The following is a 19,520-nucleotide window of genomic DNA, read 5'->3' as shown; positions in this document are numbered from 1 at the left end:
CGACAGCGCCAGGCTGAAACTCTCAACGTGGATCGACGTGACCAGGGCGAGTACCCACAAATGCTGCATCTCGGCGTAAAGCGGACATACGCATGACCCGAGCTACTTGAATGCCGCGGTCTCCGCCTGGGCGGGCGTACTTGGCCGCACGAATAAAATGGTGGAGTTCACTGGAATTTCCGCGTTCTCGCGGGTGCCCTGGCCGATGAGAATGAGGCCTGCTCCACCATTCGCCACCGTCAGGATCACCGGTTCACCCGCCCAGGTCCTGATCGGCTCCATTCCGATGATGAGAAACTCACCAATTGGCTGGTCCAAGTACTGAAGTCTCAGCTGCGGACCGATTTCTGCGGGCGCAAGTCCGAAACCCAGCCGTTGCGCGCGCGCATAGATTTCGGTCAACGACGCTGTCTCGCCCTCGAAGCCGAGCTCAGCGGCCGAGACAGGGACGAGCTCCACGTCCGTTTTCTTGCCACTCAGAGTAAAAGCCGGCCGCGCAAGGACTTCAGCAGCGGCGCTTCCGACGTCGCAGCCCATTGCACTCATCGCCTTGCGAAGGGAGCGCATGTCCCTGAACGTCCCTATCGCAATCGTCTTCCACAGCCGAACATCGGCGGCCGAACTGACGGGAGTCTGCGATCTCGGCACCGGAGGAGCGGTCTTGAGGTCCAGGTGATTCCGCAGAACGTCGTGCGCAGTGCATTGGGCTTTGGCCTCGCTTGCGAAAGCGAGGATAAGCGCGCTACAGAGCAGCAGGGTAATAACGCCGCTGTCCCGTTCTGTCGAACGACTCGGCCTCGTGATGTTTCGGTGCGAGGCGATGTAGTCGATCTCGCCGCGCGTCGTGCCGATGTCCATGAGCTCCCTGTCGCTGAGGCCGCACAGGGTCGCTCGTGCACTCCGGCGTCTGCGGCGCTCCCGCCATGCGCTCAAGAATTGCCGGACGAGGCTAACAACGCGCTGCGTTGATCCGAAGGGCCGCCGCATCCACGCGGCGCCATAGATCGCGCTCATCGCAATCTCCTTTGGCTTGCTTCTCACCGAGGGCTAAGGTGCCAATGCTCGGTCCGGTACGCTTGACGAGGGGCTTACATTTTTCTTACCGGCGGCTTATTCTTTGCGTTCCAGCCGGTGCGAGGGCGTTTCCGTGCGGCTGACGTCGGCCGATCCCGCGACACTGGGGCAAGGCACACTTGATATTCGGCTTACATTTTCCGTTTCGAAGGCCTATCTTCGCTGGACAATCGCTGCGGCGCTCTCGGAAGTAGAGGGCAAGCCTGGGGAATGGTGCCATGCGCTATTTCTTCGAGGACTGTGTGCTGGATACCGACCGGCGCGAGTTGCGGCGCGGGCCCGATGCCGTGCCTACGACGCCACAGGTACTTGATCTGCTCGGCTATTTGATCCGCAGCAGGGATCGCGTCGTCAGCAAGGATGATCTGATAAACGCAATTTGGGATGGTCGGATCGTGTCTGATGCGGCGCTGACGACCCGATTGAATGCGGTCCGACGCGCGATCGGCGACTCCGGCGCGCAACAACGTCTTATCAAGACATTTCCACGAAAGGGCTTTCGTTTCGTGGGCGCTGTCCACGATGACGAGCGATGTCTTGAAACAGCGGTGATCTCAGACGCCCTCGCAGAACCGTCGAATCTTGCGCGCGCAGCCGCGGAGTCAGCGGTTTTGGTCCCGGAGTTCTCCGAAAAAGTAGCTTGCAAACGACGATCCAAAAACTGGATGCGTCACATCAGAGGTCCTCTGAAGTTCGTCGGCGGGACGCTGGCGTCCGTTGCTGCCATCGGTGCAATTGCCGGCGGCCTTCTCGGTTATTGGAATGTCTGGAAGACGCTCCGTACTGACGCAGTTCGGGAAGCTCGAGAGCTTCAAGGACAACCGATAGTCGGGCCGGAGATCGCGCATCGGCTCTCTCTCATCGTATTGCCCTTCGCTAACCTCAACAACGATCCAGAGCAGGATCCCCTTGCCGATGCCATCACGACAGGTTTGACGACCGATCTTGCGCGAGCGCCCGCCACTTTCGTCATCGGACGCGAGGCCGCCCTTAACTACAAGAATAAGTCGATTGATCTGAAGCAGCTTGGAGGAGATCTCGGCGCCCGCTGGGCCGTGCGCGGCGCGGTGAGGCGCAACGGAGATCAGGTGCGGATCAGCGTATCGCTGACCGATCTTCAGACCGCGCGCGACATATGGTCCGACCGGTTCGACGGCGATCGGACAGATCTGGCCATTGTGCAGAAGAATATCACGGTGCGGCTCCTCTGTGTTGCGCACCTGCAGCTCCGTCAATACGAAGAAGCCATCGAACCGTGTAGCCGATCGTTAAATATCGGCGCGGGCCTTCAGGCTTACACAAGCTGATCTCGGCTTACGGCCGACGAGACAAATGGGAAATCATCGTGACGGTGCCGGCTGCACCCCTTACGCGAGACACGATGATCCTGAAAGTATCCGCCGAGGAATCCCGTCAGCAAGGTAACGGATGCTGACAAGAGGATGTTCCGGACAACGTCTCGTCGGCCGTTCTGCCATGCAGCGATGTCCGCTGTCGCGCCATTGTTGGCGAAGAAGCGGACATCATGCGCGCAGGAGCCGAGCACTCCGATCAAACTAGGACGCGGCCTCAGCCGCGCTTACTCCTCGTCTTCGTCTTCGTCGTCCTCGTCTTCGTCGAGCTCTTCCAGTCGATCGAGCACTGCGAGCGGCAGCGTCTCGCGAAACAGATCGCCTTCCGCGCCCATCCAAAGACAGATCACGTCGTCGCCCTTTACGTCAGCGACGGTGAGCGGCTGGCCGCCGGATTTCAGCATGACGATATCGCCGGCTTTTAGTTCCATGGATGGTCCTTTCGAGTTGAATGACGGGAGAAGCTAGCAAAACGGCATGACATGCCGATCACGGGCTACTCGGTCAGTGGATGTGTTGTGGTAGCGCGCATGCGCCGGCCGGGCTGCTGAAACGTCGATCAGAGAGCTTTAGGCCGGAGCGATCCCATCACGAGAGGCAATGGCGCCTGTTCGATGGATGGCGCAAAGGCTCTTCCGTCCCGTGCGTCGCGACGATGACACCATGCGCCTGTTTTGCCCGACGGAGCAACCGATTTCGTCAGATCCCCAGTTTGCGTTTGCCGCAAGTCTTTGATTTTGCTGCGGCCGTCTACTGTGCATGGGGTTGTTTTCGATGTTTTTGTTTGCGCATCCTGATTGCGGTCAGCCCGGCACCAGTTCTGTCAGCGAGCGGATGATGCGGTCGGGCTTGACGATCGAGCCTTCGGGCAGGCCGTCGCCATGCACGTCGATCCAGATCGAGTAGATGCCGAGACGCTGCGGAGTCACGACTTCCCATTCCAGATTGTCGCCGATCATCCAGGTATCCTCGGCGGTGACGCCGAGCGCGTCCATCGCATGCAGATAGGCGCGCTCCTCGGGCTTGCCGAAACCGTGCTCGCCCTCGATCTGGATGTGGTGGAAGCGGTGCGCCAGCTCGAAGCGCTCGACCTTGGCGCGCTGGGTGTCGGCGGCGCCGTTGGTCACCAGCGCGAGCTTGATGCCGAGCGCCTTGAGCCTGTCGATGGCGTCATGCGCGCCCGGGAAGACGAACATCTCCTCCTCGCGATAGCTTGTGAAGCGGTCGGCGAGGCGAATGGCGAGATCGTCTGATAGTGTGCGATGACCGGCGGCCGCGAGCGCGGCGAAGCCACCCTTGACGGTGAGGTGCCGGGCCTCGGCGAGCTTGAGCCGCCACGAAGCGTTCGCATTGGCCCAGAAATTTTTCGCAAAGGCCAGGACGGTGCTGGCGACCAGGTGTGGCGGCAGCGGCGCGAGCTCCTCGGCGAACTCCGCCGTGATCGTGTTCCAGGCGATCTCGGGCCGGCCATAGGCCGACAGGATGGTGTCGTCCATGTCGATCAGCATGGCGCGCGGCAGCGGCCTCATTGCGGGGGTCATCGTCGTCATGGCCACTTCACCTCCGGCGGCAGCGACGACAGGATCGAATCCACATTGCCGCCGGTCTTGAGACCGAAGATGGTGCCGCGGTCGTAGAGCAGGTTGAACTCGACATAGCGGCCGCGCCGGATCAATTGCTCTTCGCGATCCTCCGCGGTCCAGCTTGTCGCGAAATTGCGCCGCACGATGTCGGGGTAGATCTTCAGGAAGGCGCGGCCCACGTCCCGGGTGAAGGCGAGGTCGGCGTCCCAGTCGCCGCTATCGTGCCAGTCGTAGAAGATGCCGCCGATGCCGCGCGCCTCTTTGCGATGCGGCAGGTGGAAATACTCGTCGCACCACTTCTTGTACTTGTCGTAATCGGCGATGCCGTTCGGTTGCGTGCAGGCCTGTTTCATTGCGGCGTGGAAGGCGATGCTGTCGGCATCGTCCTGCGTGCGGCGGCGGTCGAGCACCGGCGTGAGATCGGCGCCGCCGCCGAACCAGGCTTTTGTGGTGACGACGAAGCGCGTGTTCATGTGCACCGCCGGCACGTGCGGATTGCGCAGATGCGCGATCAGCGAGATGCCGGAGGCCCAGAACTTCGGGTCCTCCGCCGCACCGGGAATCTGCGCGCGAAACTCGGGCGCGAATTCGCCGTGCACGGTGGAGCAATGCACGCCGACCTTCTCAAACAGGCGGCCTGACATCATCGACATCACGCCGCCGCCGCCGGCCGCGCCGGTATGATCGGTGCGCTGCCACGGCGTGCGTTTGAAGCGGCCCGGCTCGCCCGAATAAAGGCCTGGCGGGGCATCGTCCTCCAGCCGCTCCAAGCTCGCGCAGATGTCGTCGCGCAGCGCTTCGAACCAGGCGCGTGCGCGCGTCTTGCGGTCTTCGATCGTAGAAACGTCCATCTGCAAATCCCAACGAAGCGGCTCGTAGGGTGGGCAAAGGCGCACTTGCGCCGTGCCCACCATCTGTCACCGTTTATCTTGAATGGTGGGCACGCTGCGCTTTGCCCACCCTACCAATTCTAGCCTTGCGGACCGTAATAGGTGCAGCTCTCGTTGCAACTGTCGCGGTGGATGCTGACGCGGGTGAGCTTGCCGATAGGGGACAGCTGCTCCCAGACGAAGCGCGAGAGGTTTTCCAGCGTCGGTGTGCCCAGCGCCTCGATCTTGTTGAGGTACTTGTGGTCCAGAATCATGCGCACGTCCTCGATGGCGCGCTGGACTAGGCCGAGATCGACCACCATGCCGGTTTTGGGATCGGGCGTGCCGCGCAGCGTCACCTCGGCGCGGAAGGAGTGGCCGTGGATCTCTTCGCTGGCCGCGCCGAACGTCGTTCCCGACAATGAGTGCGCCGCCTCGAAGCGAAACGATTTCGTCAATTCCCACATCTGTTCGAAACCAATCCTATCTGATACCGAGCGATTTATGCGTCTGCACGCTGAGCCGCCATTGCGGATGATTGAGGCAATAGTCGATGGCGCCCGCGGTGTTTTGGGCGACCTCGGGCCCGTCCATCGGCTGCAGCGAGAAGCGCTCGAAGGCGAGATCCGCGAAGGCCTCCGGCATGGCGAGCGGCTGCGGATAGACCAGCTTCAGCTCGTGGCCACGCCGGACCACCAGATCGCTGCCGCCCTTCGGGCTGACGCAGATCCAGTCGAGCCCCTCGGGCGGGGCGATGGTGCCGTTGGTCTCGACCCCGATCTCGAAGCCGCGTGCATGGAGCGCGTCGACCAGCGCGGTATCGACCTGGAGCAGCGGCTCGCCGCCGGTGAGCACCACGTAACGGTTGTCGGTGGAGGCCGTCCATTGCGCCGCGATTGTGCCGGCGAGTTCCGCGGCCGAAGCATAGCGCCCGCCGAGCGTGCCGTCGATGCCGACGAAATCGGTGTCGCAGAATTTGCAGGTGGCCTCGCTGCGGTCCACCTCGCGCCCGCTCCAGAGGTTGCAGCCGGCAAAACGGCAAAATACGGACGCGCGCCCGGCATGGGCGCCTTCGCCTTGCAGTGTCAGGAAGATTTCCTTGACCGCGTAACTCAACCGTCTCTCCTCAACATTATCAAACTTGCGGGTTCCGGAGCTGCCGCAGCGCTTCGCCTGCGGCCATCGCCGCGGTCATGGCGACATTGAGCGACCGCAGCCCCGGAGCGATCGGGATCACCAGCCGCGCGTCCGCGGCGTCGACCACCGCCTCGGTGACGCCGGCGCTCTCGCGCCCGAATAGCAGGATGTCCGCCGTCTGGTAACGGAAATCGCGGTAATCGGTCGCGCCTTTGGTGGTGAACAGCAGCAGGCGGGCGCCCTGCGCCGCGCGCCATTGCTCGAATTTCGCCCAGGAGTCGTGCCTGACGATGCTGACCTGATCGAGGTAATCCATTCCCGCCCGGCGGAAATGCCGGTCGGAGACGGGGAATCCCGCCGGTTCGATGATATGGGCGGCCACGCCCAGGCAAGCGCAGAGCCTGAGAATCGTGCCGGTGTTCTGGGGGATGTCGGGTTGGAAAAGCGCTATCTGCATGGGCTGTGCCGGGTTCGGTGCGGGCCGGAAATGTCTCAATAAAACATCGCTGGCCGCGGAATTCGTGCATTGCACGCTCCCGCGCCGATAGCGGGCTTGCGCTCGCCCGGCAAGGGTGCCAATAGAACGATTCTGGACTGCTGTTTTCGCCTTGTTTTGGTGGGGGCACGTGAAGTTCTGCCGCCGCGGGGGGCCGCGGGCGCCGGCAGACTGTTCTGGGGACCTTGGGGGCTCCTGGAGCGGTTCCGCCGGCTGCATAAGAAGAAAGGGTTGGAATCGTGACGACAGCGTCTTCGGCGGACCATCCGACACGCCGTGATTTCTTATTCGTTGCAACCGGGGCAGCTGCAGCAGTAGGGGGCGCAGCTGCGCTCTGGCCCTTTATCTCCCAAATGAATCCTGATGCGTCGACCATCGCCGCCGGTGCGCCGATCGAGGTCGATCTCAGCCCGGTCGCCGAGGGGCAGGACATCAAGGTGTTCTGGCGCGGCAAGCCGATCTACATCAGCCACCGCACCAAGAAGCAGATCGACGAGGCGCGCGCCGTCAACGTGGCGAGCCTGCCCGATCCGCAGTCCGACGAGGCCCGGGTCAAGTCCGGCCATGAGCAGTGGCTGGTCGTGATCGGCATCTGCACCCATCTCGGCTGCATCCCGATCGCCCATGAAGGCAATTACGACGGGTTCTTCTGCCCCTGCCATGGTTCGCAGTACGATTCGTCCGGCCGCATCCGCCAGGGGCCCGCGCCCGCGAACCTGCCGGTGCCGCCGTACCAGTTCGTTTCCGACACCAAAATTCAGATCGGCTGAGCTTCGGGCCTCGTCCGAAGCTTCGCGCCGTCTCGTCGTATTATTTCCTCAGGATCGCATCATGAGCGGACCATCCGACTACCAGCCGAGCAACCCGGCCCTGCAATGGATCGAGCGACGTCTGCCGATCCTCGGCCTCATGCACTCCTCCTTCGTGGTCTATCCGACCCCGCGCAACCTGAACTATTGGTGGACCTTCGGCGCCATCCTCTCCTTCATGCTGGGGATCCAGATCCTGACCGGCGTGATCCTGGCGATGCACTACACGCCGCATGCCGACCTCGCCTTCAAGTCCGTCGAGCTTCTGGTTCGTGACGTCAATTACGGCTGGCTGCTGCGCAACATGCATGCCGTCGGCGCCTCGATGTTCTTCGTCGCCGTCTACGTCCACATGCTGCGCGGCCTCTATTACGGCTCCTACAAGGAGCCGCGCGAAGTGCTGTGGATCCTCGGCGTCATCATCTACCTCCTGATGATGGCGACCGGCTTCATGGGCTACGTGCTGCCATGGGGACAGATGAGCTTCTGGGGCGCCACCGTCATCACCAATCTGTTCTCCGCCATCCCCTATGTCGGCGAGAGCATCGTGACGCTCTTATGGGGCGGCTATTCGGTCGGCAATCCGACGCTGAACCGCTTCTTCTCGCTGCACTATCTCTTGCCGTTCCTGATCGCGGGCGTCGTCGTGCTCCACGTCTGGGCGCTGCATGTCTCCGGCCAGAACAACCCTGATGGCGTCGAGCCCAAGACGGAAAAGGATACGGTTCCGTTCACGCCGCATGCGACCATCAAGGACATGTTCGGCGTCTCCTGCTTCATGCTGCTCTACGCCTGGTTCATCTTCTACATGCCGAACTACCTCGGCGACGCCGACAATTACATTCCGGCGAACCCGGGCGTGACGCCGCCGCACATCGTGCCGGAATGGTATTACCTGCCGTTCTACGCAATCCTGCGTTCGATCCCGAACAAGCTCGCGGGCGTGATCGGGATGTTCTCGGCGATCATCATCCTGTGCTTCCTGCCCTGGCTCGATGCCGCCAGGACGAAATCGTCGAAGTACCGTCCGCTGGCCAAGCAATTCTTCTGGATCTTCGTCGCGGTCTGCATCCTGCTCGGCTATCTCGGCGCGCAGCCGCCGGAAGGCATCTATGTGATCGCCGGCCGGGTCCTGACGTTCTGCTACTTCGCCTACTTCCTGATCGTGCTGCCGCTGCTCTCGCGCATCGAGAAGCCGCGGCCGGTGCCGAACTCGATCTCGGATGCCGTCCTGGCCAAAACCGGGAGCAGGTCGACGCCGATGGTGTCGAGCGCGATCGTGCTTGCGCTGGCGGGCGCGTTGTTTGCGGGCTCCGCCGACAGCGCGCGTGCCTCCGAAGGCAGCGACAAGCCGCCGGGCAACAAATGGTCGTTCGCCGGTCCGTTCGGCAAATACGACCGCGGCGCATTGCAGCGCGGCCTGAAGGTTTACAAGGAAGTCTGCGCCAACTGCCATGGCCTGTCCTACGTCGCCTTCCGCAATCTCGCGGAAGCCGGCGGTCCCGGCTATTCGGTCGCGCAGGCTGCAGCCTTCGCCTCCGACTACAAGGTCAAGGATGGTCCGAACGATGCGGGTGACATGTTCGAACGCGCGGGCCGGCCGGCGGATTATTTCCCCTCGCCATTCCCGAACGAGCAGGCCGCGCGTGCGGCGAATGGTGGCGCGGCGCCGCCGGATCTGTCGCTGATCACCAAGGCGCGTTCCTACGGTCGCGGCTTCCCGATGTTCATCGTCGACTTCTTCACCCAGTATCAGGAGCAGGGCCCGGACTACGTCTCGGCGTTGCTCCAGGGCTTTGAGGACAAGGCGCCCGAAGGCGTGACCCTCCCCGAGGGCTCCTACTACAACAAGTATTTCCCGGGCCACGCCATCAAGATGCCGAAGCCGCTCAGCGACGGCCAGGTCACCTATGACGACGGCTCGCCGACCACGATCGCGCAGTATTCCAAGGACGTCACCACGTTCCTGATGTGGACCGCCGAACCGCACATGGAAGCGCGCAAGCGCCTCGGTTTCCAGGTCTTCATCTTCCTGATCATCTTCGCCGGCCTGATGTACTTCACCAAAAAGAAGGTCTGGGCCGACTCGCACTGAGCGGCCCGAGGCGAGAATGAAAAGGCCCCCGCAAGGGGGCTTTTTTGTTGGGCACGAGAGTGTGTTGTCAGGCGCGATTGCCTATCGCCCGCTCAAACGCCAAAATGCCGCGAACCGCCCCAAAAACTCGTCGGAGGACACCATGGGAACCGCCATCACCTTCAAGCGCCCGGACGGCAAGGACGCATCGGGCTATCTCGCCAATGCCGCACGCGGCAACGCGCCTGGCGTGGTGGTCATCCAGGAATGGTGGGGCCTGTCGGACCAGATCAAGGGCCTGTGCGACCGCTTCGCGCTCGCCGGTTTCGATGCTCTGGCGCCCGATCTCTACAAGGGCAAGGTGGTGCCGTATCACGACACTGACGCGGCCGGCAAAGAGATGAACTCGCTCGATTTCATGGACGCCACCACGCAGACTGTGCGCGGCGCCACGCAATATCTGTCACGCAACGGCGCCAAGGTCGGCCTGACCGGCTTCTGCCTCGGTGGCGCCGTCACCATCATCGGCGCGGTGCATGTGCCGGAGCTCGCGGCCGGCGTGGTGTTCTACGGCATTCCGCCCGAGCAGGCAGCCAAGCCCGCCGACGTCAAGATCCCGCTCCAGGCCCATTTCGCCAACAAGGACGATTGGTGCACGCCTGAGCTGGTCAATGGCTTCGAAAAGGCCATGAAGGCCGCCGGCAAGTCGCTGGAGCTGTTCCGCTATGACGCCGAGCACGCCTTCGTCAACGAGCAACGCCAGGCCGTCCACGACCGTGAAGCCGCCGAGCTCGCCTGGGGCAGGGCGACGGAGTTTTTCCGGAAGCATCTCGGGTAGGCTGGTCGCCGACGGACCGCGATCAGCGCTACTGCCGCGCCACGATTGAAAATCAATCACCGCAATCATAGAGTGCAGTCACAGGGGTTTCCGCCTGCTGGAGAGCACGATGATTGTGGATGGCCGCTTGACCAAGATTGTGGTGCCGCGCAAAGCGCTGGAAGCGGCTCGGGATCCCGAGAAGGCCGATTATCTAACCTGCGCTGTGGTCGACTATGTCAGCCAAATTCAGCACGTCGGCGTCTACACGAGAGGTGAGCTCCCGGCCGTGGCCATACAGGCCTATCATGCCGACTACTATCTCGCTCAGGTCTGCAACGGCGGTCACAGCCAGTTCATCGGCAACACAGGGCTCGCGATGCTCCCAACGACGTCCGGCGATGCACTCGCTGGATTGCAGGCGATGGGAGCGAGCGCGCAACACCAGATCTTGCAGGAGATGATCGCCTGGGTAGAGGCACATCCCGACGAGGCTGCGCTGCAGACCGGATTCGAAAACCGCGCCGCGGCGCTCAGCGCGCTTGATAAGCGCTTCTATGCGGTAGAACGAGAGCAACCAATGATACCACTCGCGGCCCGATGGATCGCGAGCTGGCCCGAATTGCACGCCGTCGCGCAGGAGCAATATTCTTCTGAAATCGAGCGGCTTGCGCAGCTTAACCCGCATCTGTCCCACCGCCGGATCTGGCAAAGCGTTCGCCACATCAGCTTCCAGATGACTGACGACTTGCAGATCACGGTCGCGGCGGCCTGCGGGGCGGTGAGGCCTGACCCAGAGCTCAAGGTCATGGTGCTTCCAGGATTCGACACGGATGTGGAGGGGCAGCAATGCACGGCGTTCGGCGTAAGGACCAACAAGGGCTCGCGGCTATGCGTCTTTGACGAGGCGGGTGGACGACTTTATGAACTTGCGACGCCCCCTACGATAGTGGGCGCGCGGCTGTCGACTGTTGGGACTGACACGATCCAGAATTTCTTGAGAATTGCCGAGCAGAACTTTGCGGCCGAAGCGACCGACCTGCTGTTGCGGAAGTTGGGTCTGGATCCCGCCGCGGCGATCACGGCCCTGAGCGTGAACGACGATCGAGCCACTTGGTGTGCGGTCACAGGAGAGACCAGCGTTTTAGTCGAAACCTTTGGCGATCGCGCCCAGGTCATCGGATCTGACGGCGAGCTCGTGCTCACGGTCATGCGAGACGAAATCGAGCGTCATGCCGCAGACGCGGCCGTGGGGCGCGCCAGCCTGCAAGACCGGCGATAATCCTCGTTGCGATTTGCGCCATTTTGCCGGTCGAGCCTGCCCAGCGGCGCTTGACGCCGTTCCCGCGCCATGATGAGTATCCGCCAATGAGCACCGCCGTCCGCCCATCCCGTCTTTGGTGGCGCACCTCCTGAGAGGTGGCCGGTGCGATTTATTCTCCAAAAATCGTCTGAGGTCGCCCACGCAGTGCGGCGGCCTGATCGTTTGTCCTGTGTGGCGTTCCCTCGACAAGTTTCGTAAGAGGACCCCATGAACAGGACCGTCTTTGCCCTTCCGGCTCGAAGCGACTATGTGACCCGCGCGGGGCTCGCGATCACGCGCGTGGCGGAACAGTTTTCCGGCGGCGCCAACCGGCTCGACGATCTCGTCAGCCTGCTCGACCGTCGCCGCGGCGTGGTGCTGTCGTCGGGTACGACCGTGCCCGGCCGCTACGAAAGCTTTGACCTCGGCTTCTCCGATCCGCCGCTCAAGCTCGAGACCACTGGCGTCAATTTCAAGCTGGAAGCGCTGAACGCGCGCGGGGAGGTGCTGATCGCCTTCCTCGCCGACGTCTTGCGCGAGCCCTGCGTCGTGATCTCCGAGACAACGCCCACGCGCCTTGCCGGTCATATCATCCGCGGCGAAGCTCCGATCGACGAAGACCAGCGCACGCGGCGCGCCAGCGTGATGTCGCTGGTGCGCGATCTCGTCGCCGCCTTCTCCGCCAATGACGACGGGTCGCTCGGCCTGTTCGGCGCCTTCGCCTACGATCTCGTGTTCCAGATCGAGGACCTCGTGCAGAAGCGCGCGCGGGAGAGCGACCAGCGCGACATCGTGCTCTATGTCCCCGACCGCCTGCTCGCCTATGACCGCGCTACCGGCCGCGGCGTCGTGCTCACTTACGATTTCGCGTGGAAGGGCAAGTCCACCGCGGGCCTGCCGCACGAGACCGCCGAGAGCCCATACCTCAAGACGCCGCGCCAGGGTTTTGCCGATCACGCGCCCGGCGAATATCAGGCCACGGTCGAGACCGCGCGCGCCGCCTTTGCGCGCGGCGATCTGTTCGAGGCGGTGCCGGGGCAGCTCTTCGCCGAGCCCTGCGACCGCTCGCCGGCCGAAGTGTTCCAGCGGCTCTGCGTCATCAACCCGTCGCCGTACGGCGCGCTGATGAATCTTGGCGAGGGTGAATTTCTCGTCTCGGCCTCTCCGGAAATGTTCGTGCGCTCGGACGGACGCCGGGTCGAGACCTGCCCGATCTCGGGTACGATCGCGCGCGGTACCGATGCGATCGGCGATGCCGAGCAGATCCGCCAGCTCCTGAACTCCGAGAAGGACGAGTTCGAGCTCAACATGTGCACTGACGTCGACCGCAACGACAAGGCGCGCGTCTGCGTCCCCGGCACGATCAAGGTGCTGGCGCGCCGGCAGATCGAGACCTATTCAAAACTCTTCCACACCGTCGACCATGTCGAAGGCATGCTGCGCCCCGGCTTCGATGCGCTCGATGCGTTCCTCACCCATGCCTGGGCCGTCACCGTCACCGGCGCGCCAAAACTCTGGGCGATGCAGTTCGTCGAGGATCACGAGCGCTCGCCCCGCCGCTGGTATGCGGGCGCGATCGGGGCGGTGAATTTCGACGGCAGCATCAACACCGGCCTCACCATCCGCACCATCCGGATGAAGGAAGGCCTCGCGGAAGTGCGTGTCGGCGCCACCTGTTTGTTCGACTCCGATCCCGCCGCCGAGGACCGCGAATGCCAGGTCAAAGCTGCCGCTTTATTCCAGGCCTTGCGCGGTGATCCGCCGAAGCCGCTGTCGGCCTTTGCGCCCGATGCGACCGGAAGCGGCAAGCGGGTGCTGCTGATCGACCATGACGACAGCTTTGTGCATATGCTGGCCGATTACTTCCGCCAGGTCGGCGCCGACGTCACCGTGGTCCGTCATGTGCATGCGCTCGACATGCTCAAGCAGAAGCGGTGGGATTTGCTGGTGCTGTCGCCCGGCCCTGGCAGGCCTGAGGATTTTGGGATCAAGAAGACCATCGACGCGGCGCTGGAGAACAAGCTGCCGGTGTTCGGCGTCTGTCTCGGCGTCCAGGCGATCGGCGAATATTTCGGCGGCGAGCTCGGGCAGCTCACGCATCCCGCCCACGGCCGGCCCTCGCGGGTGCAGGTGCGCGGCGGGCGGCTGATGCGCAATCTGCCGAAAGAGATCGTGATCGGCCGCTATCACTCGCTCTATGTCGAGCGCGACAGCATGCCGGAGGTGCTATCCGTCACCGCCAGCACCGAGGACGGCGTCGCCATGGCGCTCGAGCACAAGACCCTGCCGGTCGCCGGCGTGCAATTCCATCCGGAATCGCTGATGTCGCTGAGTGGCGAGGTGGGCTTACGAATTGTCGAGAACGCGTTCCGTTTGGATGCGCGCGCTGATTGAGAGGCACCATGACTTTTGACCACGATCTGAAGGCAAGCGTCCGCACCATCCCGGACTACCCGAAACCCGGGATCTTGTTCCGCGACATCACCACGCTGCTCGCAGATGCGCGTGCGTTCCGCCGCGCGGTCGACGAACTCGTCAATCCCTGGGCCGGCAACAAGATCGACAAGGTCGCCGGCATGGAGGCGCGCGGCTTCATCATCGGCGGCGCGGTGGCGCACCAGGTTTCGGCCGGCTTCGTGCCGATCCGGAAAAAGGGCAAGCTGCCGCATACCACCGTGCGCATCGCTTACTCTCTCGAATACGGCATCGACGAGATGGAGATGCATGTCGACGCCATCCAGCCCGGCGAGCGCGTGATCCTGGTCGACGACCTCATCGCCACCGGCGGCACCGCGGAAGGCGCGGTGAAATTGCTGCGCCAGATCGGCGCCAATGTCGTTGCCGCCTGCTTCATCATCGACCTGCCCGATCTCGGCGGCGCGGCCAAGCTGCGCGCGATGGACGTGCCGGTGCGCACGCTGATGACGTTCGAGGGGCACTGAGCGGCAACGGCGCCGCTGGCGACGTTCAGATCGGCTCCGCCTTCAGCTCCGACAGCCAATGCAGCATGCGCTCTTTGAGCAGCGCATTCCTGACATAGGCGGTCTCCTCATCCTCCAGACGCTCACATTCACCAAACGTCAGGCCTGCCTCGCCATGCGTGTTCCACGCAGCCTGGAGACTACGGCAGGTGTGGCTACCCTGCGCAGCGAGAACCAGATGCGGTTCTGGATTGTCTCGAGATTCGGCGCTTGGCCGATCCAGGCCTCGCCCGAGGCCGCGCAGCGGATGACGTAGATGCCTGCAACGGTCTTCCGCTCCCTGGTAGGCGGCGATCGCTGCTTTCCGGTCGATGGTCACGGTGAGGTCCTTGCTGAGGAACGCTGGTGCGTGGGCTCAGTAACCGCAGGACCGCTCGGCGTCAATATTATCCGGGTAAAATATTCAGGACCGTTGCAGGATCAGGCTGAGCTCGAGCTCGCGGAAGGCGAGATAGTTGCGCCGGGTCCACTGGTGCAGCTCGGTCGAGGCATCCTTCTCCTGGCGCAGATAGCCGGTGAAGGAGAAATTCAGGCGGCCGATATAGGTCTTCAGGAAGCCGGGCAACGCCGGCAGGCGCAGCAGCCGGCCGCCGGCCATCGCGGCCGGCAGCTCGCCGCGCACGATGTGCTCGTTGTCCACGGTGATCAGGTTGATCCGCGGGATCTGTTCGCGCAGCATCTCGTGCGCGCGGGCCGAGACGCGGTCGGTGTCGGCGACGAACAGGATCATCGGCGCGACGTGGCGGCGCGCCGCCTCTTTCAACAGGCCGATCTCTTCGGTCATCTTGAAGAACTCGTCAAAGGCGTGGAAGCCGAGGTCGATCACCTTGGCCACCCCGTCATCGACGATGACGCGATCCATCAGTTGCATCTTGCCATAGGTGTCGATCACGTCGGCGGTCTCGGTGATCTTTGGCAGATAGTCGAGCAGCGACGGCTCCTTCAGGTTGACGTCGAAGGCCACGACGTTGCCGTTCTTGAGCAGCAAAAATTCGCTCAAAAGCCGCGCCAGCAGGGTCTTGCCGACCTGCGGGCGGGGCGAGCAAATGATGTAGAGGGGCGTCGCGGGCATCGATAGCTATATCAGTCGAACTCGGCGACCAATCCAGCCGTATCCGCCCGGCTTGCGCAACTATTTTTCGCTGTTGCGGGTGACGGGCTTGGAGCCGACGATGTCGGTCAGCCGGATCCGGTCGAATTCGCTCCAGACGTTCGCCAACCAATGCCGGACATACCCGCGCAGCACGAACGAATAGTTCGCGGCCTCGTCGTTGATGCCCTTGTTGGCGACGAATTTCAGGAACGGGACGGAGGAAACTTCGACCTGCTCATAGGCCATTTCGTTGAGCTTGGGGATGGTCAGCTCGGTCGCATCCTTGATGCGGTGGAAGTAGGAATTATAGGTCGCCTGGTCCCATTGGAAGAACTGGGTGTCGTTGATGAAGTTCTTCACCAGGAAGTATTTGGCACCGGTCATGAAGCCTGCGGTCTCGGCGATTTCGTCCAGAGAGGCGATTGAGGGTCCGAGGATGTGGAACACGGCAAAGGTGATCTGGCCGGCCTTGGCGGCATCGAGGAAGCCGATGTCGCGCAAGGAGGCGAGCGCCGGCGACAGCAGACCGGCGCGGACGTCGATCACGGTGACCGACGGGCTCGTCGCGTTCAGCGTATCGAAGATCTTCATCTGATCCGACGTCGTCGTCATGTCGACGATCTCGGTGATGTCAGGGTGGAAGCGCTTCAGGGTTCCGCGCGGCGACTCGGTGTCGAAGGCGCGCGTCGGCACGTTGTTGGCGGAAAAATAATCGAGCAAGGTCCGCGACACCGTGGTCTTGCCGACCCCGCCCTTGTCCGCGCCCACCACAACCACTGCCGGCTTTGCCATTGCTGTCCCCTAACGCGCGCCCCCGATCGCGAAGTCGCAATCGGCCGGGCCCCAAATCGATGTCCCAAGGATGTCCCGAGGATGTCCCATGCCTGCTGTTGGGCGCGAACATGGCAGAAACAAGGGAGAATTCAATTCCGCAGGCCCCAGTTACGGCAATTCCCGAGGTTTTTCCCAATCGCGACGAGGCCTGCCGCGCGTGGCGTCAAATCACGCTCAATGGCGGCCCCAAGGACCTATCGGGTTGCTGGTGGCGGTTCCGGCGGGGCTGGGTGCGGGCACGGGCGGCGGACTGGTCGCGCCGCTGGCGTCGTTCCAGGGACCCTGACGCAGCGGCGGTGGGGTGTCCTGCCGATCGGCTTGCGTGTCTGGCTCCTCGGCCTCGTCGGCGGGAGACGGCAGCGGGCCAGGATCATGGCCGCCGGCGAACTTGACCAGCGCGTCGACCCGGGACTGCACCGAGGGGTGGGTCGCGAACAAATCGGCAAAACCCTCGCGCGGATTGTCGACGCAGAGCTCCATCACCGCCGAGGTTGCGCCCGGCAGCTCGCCGCGGTTCTCGATCTTGCGCAGGGCCGAGATCATGGCGTCCGGGTTTTTCGTCAACTCGACGGAGCCCGCGTCCGCGAGATATTCCCGCGAGCGCGACAGCGCGAGCTTCACCACCTGCGACAACAGCCAGGCCACCACGATCAGCACGATCGCAATGATGATGACGATCACCGCGCCGCCGCCGGAACTCTTGCTGTCACTCGACGACGAGGATGATCGTGACGACGAGGAGGAGCCTGACGACCACGAGCCGCCGGAGCCGGAGCTCCAGCTGAAATTCGTGAACAGGCGGAAGAACAGTTCGCCGAAGAAGCCGACCACGCCTGCGATGATGACGGCGACCACCATGAGCTGCACGTCGCCGTTCTTGATGTGGGTCAGCTCGTGGCCCAGCACGGCCTCGATCTCGTTGTCGTTCAGCGCATTGAGGAGACCGGTGGTAACGGTGATCGAATATTGCCGCGGGTTGAGGCCGGTCGCGAACGCGTTCAGCGCCGGGCTCTCCATGATCTTCAGCTTCGGCATCGTGATGCCGCGCGAGATGCAGAGATTTTCGAGCAGATTATAGAGCCGCGGCTCCTCCTGCCGGGTGACGTCGTGGCCGCCGGTCACCGCATCGATCATCGACTGGTGGAAGAAATAAGCGATCGCGATCCAGGCCGCTGCCACGAGGGTCGCAACCGGTGCGGCGACTTTCAGGTCATAGAAGGCGCGTCTCAGATAATGGACGACAGTCTCGTCGCCGTTGATGACGACTTCGGCGATCAGCGCGCCGGCGTAGACCAGCACATAGACCAGCGCGAACAGGCCGGCGAGCAGGAGCATCGAACGAAACTTGTTCGAGGCGATGTGCGTGTAGAGACCATACGCGGCCATGACGCGATGCCCTGCCGGCCTATCGGCTCAACTCAGAACTTCACCTGCGGCGTGGCTTCGACCTCGGAGCGGCTGGCACCGAGATCGAAGAAGTCCTTTTTGGTGAAGCCGAACATGCCGGCGAACAAGGCGGCCGGCATCTGCTGGATGCCGGTGTTGTATTCCTGGACCGCGCTGTTGAAGAAGCGGCGGCTGGCCGCGATCTTGTTCTCGAGGTCGGACAGCTCGCTGGCGAGTTGCTGGAAATTGGCGTTGGCCTTGAGGTCGGGATAGGCCTCCGACAGCGCAATCAGTCGGCCGAGCGCGCCCGAGAGCTGGTTCTCGGCCGCGGACACCTGCGCCGGTCCCTGCGCCGACATCGCCGAATTACGCGCCTTGATGACGTCGTCGAGCGTGCCGCGCTCATGCGATGCGTAGCCCTTCACGGTCTCGACAAGGTTCGGGATCAGGTCGTGGCGCTGCTTGAGCTGCACGTCGATGTCGGCAAAGGCCTGGCCGACGCGCTGGCCCAGCGCCACCAGCCGGTTGTAGGCGGCGAAGGCAAAGAACACGAGGACGACGATAACGCCGAGGACGATCCAGCCGGTCGACATGGAGAACTCCTGAAGGGGGAAGAAGGCGGGCGCAGCCTAGACCAAATTGGCGCGGAGCGAGAGCCCCGGCGCAGAAGGGAGGTAGGATTTGGTCGGATGAGGGACTATCCGAGTTCAAGGCGAAAGCGCCGGAGGAGGTTAACTTTCAGACAGGACGGCATCACCCCAGCGCCAGCGGCGGGCGCTTGCATAGGCGGCCTTGTCGCGGCGCGGGACCTTGGCGAGTTCGACGCCTTGCTCGCTGCAGACCTTGGCCGTGATCTCGGCCTTGCTGACGTCCGGCGGCGCCAGCACGCGCGCGGCGCGGGTTGCAGGCGGCGTACGGGTCAGCGCCACATAGATGAATCGTTCGTCCTCGAACGGTACCTCGGCGCCCTTGATCTGGCGATGAGCCTGCGAGCGCGGCAGGCGCTGGGAGAAATGGCACCAGTCGGGCGTCGTCAGCGGACACGGCTTTTCGTGCGGGCAGGGTGCGGCGACATAGGCGCCGGCCGCGATCAGTTGGTGGCGCAACGCGAGGATGCGCGCGTAGCCGGCGGGCGTGCCGGGCTCGATCACGACCAGCGCGTGGCGCGCTTTCGCCCACATCATTTCCGCGAGCTTGCGTTGATCGCCTTCACTGAGCTCGCCGATGACATAACTCGCGACGACGAGATCGGCTGGGGAGACCTCGGCGAGGTTCGCGCCGGCATCGCCCGGCAGATAGCGGCAATCCGCCAGACGGGTGCTGTCGCGGGCCAGTTCGAGCGCGAGACGGCTCAGGGTGGCGTTGGCATCGAGCAGGGTGAAATCCTGCAGCGAGGGAAACGCCTCGGCCGCGGCCCAGCTCGCGGTGCCCGGACCCGCGCCGACGTCGAGCAGCGTTTCCGGAGCGAGGTCCGGTGCGATCTCGGCCAGCGCATTCAGGCTTGCTGCCACCGCCGCGTAGGTCGCCGGCATGCGTGCGAGCGCATAGGCGAGCGCGTCGGCCTCCGACTTGATCGTGCCGGAGCCGCCGCCTGCGCGATAGCTGGTCGAGATTTCCTGCGATCGCTGCGCAGCGTCGGTGCGCGAGAACCCCTGGAGCTTGCCGTCGAGGGCCGCCTTTAGCTCAGCGGGAAGCGTGGGCGAGATCATCTT

18 protein-coding genes and 2 pseudogenes are annotated in these 19,520 nt (G+C 63.4%); 7 read left to right on the top strand and 13 right to left on the bottom strand.

All coding sequences use genetic code 11. From position 1 onward, the window contains the following. Nucleotides 1-102: 102 nt before the first annotated feature. A complete protein-coding gene (locus ABIB66_RS28765) occupies nucleotides 103-1,014 on the bottom strand; it encodes a DUF1127 domain-containing protein (RefSeq protein WP_354209116.1) in 912 nt (303 codons plus the stop codon). 278 nt (nucleotides 1,015-1,292) lie between these two features. On the opposite strand from ABIB66_RS28765, the pseudogene ABIB66_RS43655 reads away from it, so the two are divergent. Continuing rightward, a pseudogene (locus tag ABIB66_RS43655) lies at nucleotides 1,293-1,598 on the top strand (winged helix-turn-helix domain-containing protein); the annotation flags it as partial. Between the two features lie 1,055 nt (nucleotides 1,599-2,653). Here the strand turns inward: ABIB66_RS43655 and ABIB66_RS28755 are convergent. The 6 genes from ABIB66_RS28755 to ABIB66_RS28730 form a co-directional block, all read right to left on the bottom strand. Then, a complete protein-coding gene (locus tag ABIB66_RS28755) occupies nucleotides 2,654-2,857 on the bottom strand; it encodes a YodC family protein (RefSeq protein WP_354057261.1) in 204 nt (67 codons plus the stop codon). Nucleotides 2,858-3,229: 372 nt separating this feature from the next. Then, on the bottom strand, nucleotides 3,230-3,976 hold the full coding sequence (locus ABIB66_RS28750; RefSeq protein WP_354209113.1) for an HAD family hydrolase: 747 nt from the start codon (nucleotides 3,974-3,976) through the stop codon (nucleotides 3,230-3,232). After that, entirely contained in the window at nucleotides 3,973-4,860 is an 888-nt protein-coding gene (gene hemF / locus ABIB66_RS28745; RefSeq protein ID WP_354209112.1) for an oxygen-dependent coproporphyrinogen oxidase, read from the bottom strand. The genes ABIB66_RS28750 and hemF overlap by 4 nt, the downstream gene beginning before the upstream one ends. 119 nt (nucleotides 4,861-4,979) lie before the next feature. After that, a complete protein-coding gene (locus ABIB66_RS28740) occupies nucleotides 4,980-5,345 on the bottom strand; it encodes a 6-pyruvoyl trahydropterin synthase family protein (RefSeq protein ID WP_354256331.1) in 366 nt (121 codons plus the stop codon). A gap of 16 nt (nucleotides 5,346-5,361) precedes the next feature. After that, nucleotides 5,362-5,994, bottom strand: a complete 633-nt coding sequence (gene queE, locus ABIB66_RS28735) for a 7-carboxy-7-deazaguanine synthase (protein ID WP_354209110.1) — start codon at nucleotides 5,992-5,994, stop codon at nucleotides 5,362-5,364. Between the two features lie 19 nt (nucleotides 5,995-6,013). Next, nucleotides 6,014-6,472 carry a tRNA (cytidine(34)-2'-O)-methyltransferase gene (locus ABIB66_RS28730; protein ID WP_354209186.1) on the bottom strand — a complete coding sequence of 153 codons (459 nt, stop codon included), beginning with the start codon at nucleotides 6,470-6,472 and terminating at the stop codon, nucleotides 6,014-6,016. Between the two features lie 278 nt (nucleotides 6,473-6,750). Between ABIB66_RS28730 and petA the strand changes: the two genes are divergently transcribed. From petA to ABIB66_RS28700, 6 genes are all read left to right on the top strand, one after another. Next, nucleotides 6,751-7,281: a ubiquinol-cytochrome c reductase iron-sulfur subunit gene (gene petA / locus ABIB66_RS28725; RefSeq protein ID WP_026232845.1), complete on the top strand. Its 531-nt coding sequence runs from the start codon at nucleotides 6,751-6,753 to the stop codon at nucleotides 7,279-7,281. 61 nt (nucleotides 7,282-7,342) lie between these two features. Beyond that, nucleotides 7,343-9,415, top strand: coding sequence for a cytochrome b/c1 (gene fbcH, locus ABIB66_RS28720; RefSeq protein WP_275171541.1), 2,073 nt, complete (start codon nucleotides 7,343-7,345; stop codon nucleotides 9,413-9,415). 142 nt (nucleotides 9,416-9,557) lie between these two features. After that, entirely contained in the window at nucleotides 9,558-10,232 is a 675-nt protein-coding gene (locus ABIB66_RS28715; protein ID WP_008134159.1) for a dienelactone hydrolase family protein, read from the top strand. 109 nt (nucleotides 10,233-10,341) lie between these two features. Beyond that, nucleotides 10,342-11,493 (top strand): DMP19 family protein, encoded by a 1,152-nt coding sequence (locus tag ABIB66_RS28710; RefSeq protein WP_354209109.1) that lies wholly within the window; start codon nucleotides 10,342-10,344, stop codon nucleotides 11,491-11,493. A 249-nt stretch (nucleotides 11,494-11,742) separates the two neighbouring features. After that, on the top strand, nucleotides 11,743-13,908 hold the full coding sequence (locus tag ABIB66_RS28705; RefSeq protein WP_354057248.1) for an anthranilate synthase component I: 2,166 nt from the start codon (nucleotides 11,743-11,745) through the stop codon (nucleotides 13,906-13,908). Nucleotides 13,909-13,916: 8 nt separating this feature from the next. Then, nucleotides 13,917-14,456, top strand: coding sequence for an adenine phosphoribosyltransferase (locus ABIB66_RS28700; RefSeq protein WP_007595035.1), 540 nt, complete (start codon nucleotides 13,917-13,919; stop codon nucleotides 14,454-14,456). A gap of 25 nt (nucleotides 14,457-14,481) precedes the next feature. On the opposite strand, the pseudogene ABIB66_RS28695 reads toward ABIB66_RS28700, so the two are convergent. The 6 genes and pseudogenes from ABIB66_RS28695 to ABIB66_RS28670 all read right to left on the bottom strand — a co-directional run bounded on the left by ABIB66_RS28695 (nucleotide 14,482) and on the right by ABIB66_RS28670 (nucleotide 19,517). After that, nucleotides 14,482-14,814 (bottom strand): annotated as a pseudogene (locus tag ABIB66_RS28695) (GIY-YIG nuclease family protein). An 84-nt stretch (nucleotides 14,815-14,898) separates the two neighbouring features. Beyond that, complete coding sequence (locus tag ABIB66_RS28690) at nucleotides 14,899-15,567, bottom strand: hypothetical protein (RefSeq protein WP_354209108.1); 669 nt, start codon at nucleotides 15,565-15,567, stop codon at nucleotides 14,899-14,901. A 60-nt stretch (nucleotides 15,568-15,627) separates the two neighbouring features. Continuing rightward, on the bottom strand, nucleotides 15,628-16,380 hold the full coding sequence (locus ABIB66_RS28685; protein ID WP_028134861.1) for a P-loop NTPase family protein: 753 nt from the start codon (nucleotides 16,378-16,380) through the stop codon (nucleotides 15,628-15,630). Between the two features lie 216 nt (nucleotides 16,381-16,596). Next, the gene (locus ABIB66_RS28680) at nucleotides 16,597-17,808 is read right to left on the bottom strand and encodes a M48 family metallopeptidase (protein WP_275171552.1); all 1,212 of its coding nucleotides are present in this window, start codon (nucleotides 17,806-17,808) and stop codon (nucleotides 16,597-16,599) included. Between the two features lie 32 nt (nucleotides 17,809-17,840). Continuing rightward, the gene (locus ABIB66_RS28675; protein ID WP_007595027.1) at nucleotides 17,841-18,401 is read right to left on the bottom strand and encodes a LemA family protein; all 561 of its coding nucleotides are present in this window, start codon (nucleotides 18,399-18,401) and stop codon (nucleotides 17,841-17,843) included. Nucleotides 18,402-18,539: 138 nt separating this feature from the next. Beyond that, nucleotides 18,540-19,517 (bottom strand): small ribosomal subunit Rsm22 family protein, encoded by a 978-nt coding sequence (locus ABIB66_RS28670; RefSeq protein WP_354209106.1) that lies wholly within the window; start codon nucleotides 19,515-19,517, stop codon nucleotides 18,540-18,542. Between the last annotated feature and the right edge of the window lie 3 nt (nucleotides 19,518-19,520).

It is taken from the genome of Bradyrhizobium sp. F1.13.3, from assembly GCF_040548265.1.
Taxonomy (GTDB): domain Bacteria; phylum Pseudomonadota; class Alphaproteobacteria; order Rhizobiales; family Xanthobacteraceae; genus Bradyrhizobium.
Note: the sequence above shows the minus strand (reverse complement) of the source record. Positions and strands in the feature narration are given on the sequence as shown.

Excerpts from the sequence above, each read along its gene's own strand:
- hemF (WP_354209112.1), bottom strand. The coding sequence starts at position 4,860 with ATGGACGTTTCTACGATCGAAGACCGCAAGACGCGCGCACGCGCCTGG.
- fbcH (WP_275171541.1), top strand. The coding sequence starts at position 7,343 with ATGAGCGGACCATCCGACTACCAGCCGAGCAACCCGGCCCTGCAATGG.
- ABIB66_RS28730 (WP_354209186.1), bottom strand. The coding sequence starts at position 6,472 with ATGCAGATAGCGCTTTTCCAACCCGACATCCCCCAGAACACCGGCACG.
- ABIB66_RS28675 (WP_007595027.1), bottom strand. The coding sequence starts at position 18,401 with ATGTCGACCGGCTGGATCGTCCTCGGCGTTATCGTCGTCCTCGTGTTC.
- ABIB66_RS28765 (WP_354209116.1), bottom strand. The coding sequence starts at position 1,014 with ATGAGCGCGATCTATGGCGCCGCGTGGATGCGGCGGCCCTTCGGATCA.
- ABIB66_RS28690 (WP_354209108.1), bottom strand. The coding sequence starts at position 15,567 with ATGCCCGCGACGCCCCTCTACATCATTTGCTCGCCCCGCCCGCAGGTC.
- ABIB66_RS28670 (WP_354209106.1), bottom strand. The coding sequence starts at position 19,517 with ATGATCTCGCCCACGCTTCCCGCTGAGCTAAAGGCGGCCCTCGACGGC.
- ABIB66_RS28680 (WP_275171552.1), bottom strand. The coding sequence starts at position 17,808 with ATGGCCGCGTATGGTCTCTACACGCACATCGCCTCGAACAAGTTTCGT.
- ABIB66_RS28705 (WP_354057248.1), top strand. The coding sequence starts at position 11,743 with ATGAACAGGACCGTCTTTGCCCTTCCGGCTCGAAGCGACTATGTGACC.
- ABIB66_RS28700 (WP_007595035.1), top strand. The coding sequence starts at position 13,917 with ATGACTTTTGACCACGATCTGAAGGCAAGCGTCCGCACCATCCCGGAC.
- ABIB66_RS28710 (WP_354209109.1), top strand. The coding sequence starts at position 10,342 with ATGATTGTGGATGGCCGCTTGACCAAGATTGTGGTGCCGCGCAAAGCG.
- ABIB66_RS28715 (WP_008134159.1), top strand. The coding sequence starts at position 9,558 with ATGGGAACCGCCATCACCTTCAAGCGCCCGGACGGCAAGGACGCATCG.
- ABIB66_RS28740 (WP_354256331.1), bottom strand. The coding sequence starts at position 5,345 with ATGTGGGAATTGACGAAATCGTTTCGCTTCGAGGCGGCGCACTCATTG.
- ABIB66_RS28755 (WP_354057261.1), bottom strand. The coding sequence starts at position 2,857 with ATGGAACTAAAAGCCGGCGATATCGTCATGCTGAAATCCGGCGGCCAG.
- ABIB66_RS28750 (WP_354209113.1), bottom strand. The coding sequence starts at position 3,976 with ATGACGACGATGACCCCCGCAATGAGGCCGCTGCCGCGCGCCATGCTG.
- ABIB66_RS28685 (WP_028134861.1), bottom strand. The coding sequence starts at position 16,380 with ATGGCAAAGCCGGCAGTGGTTGTGGTGGGCGCGGACAAGGGCGGGGTC.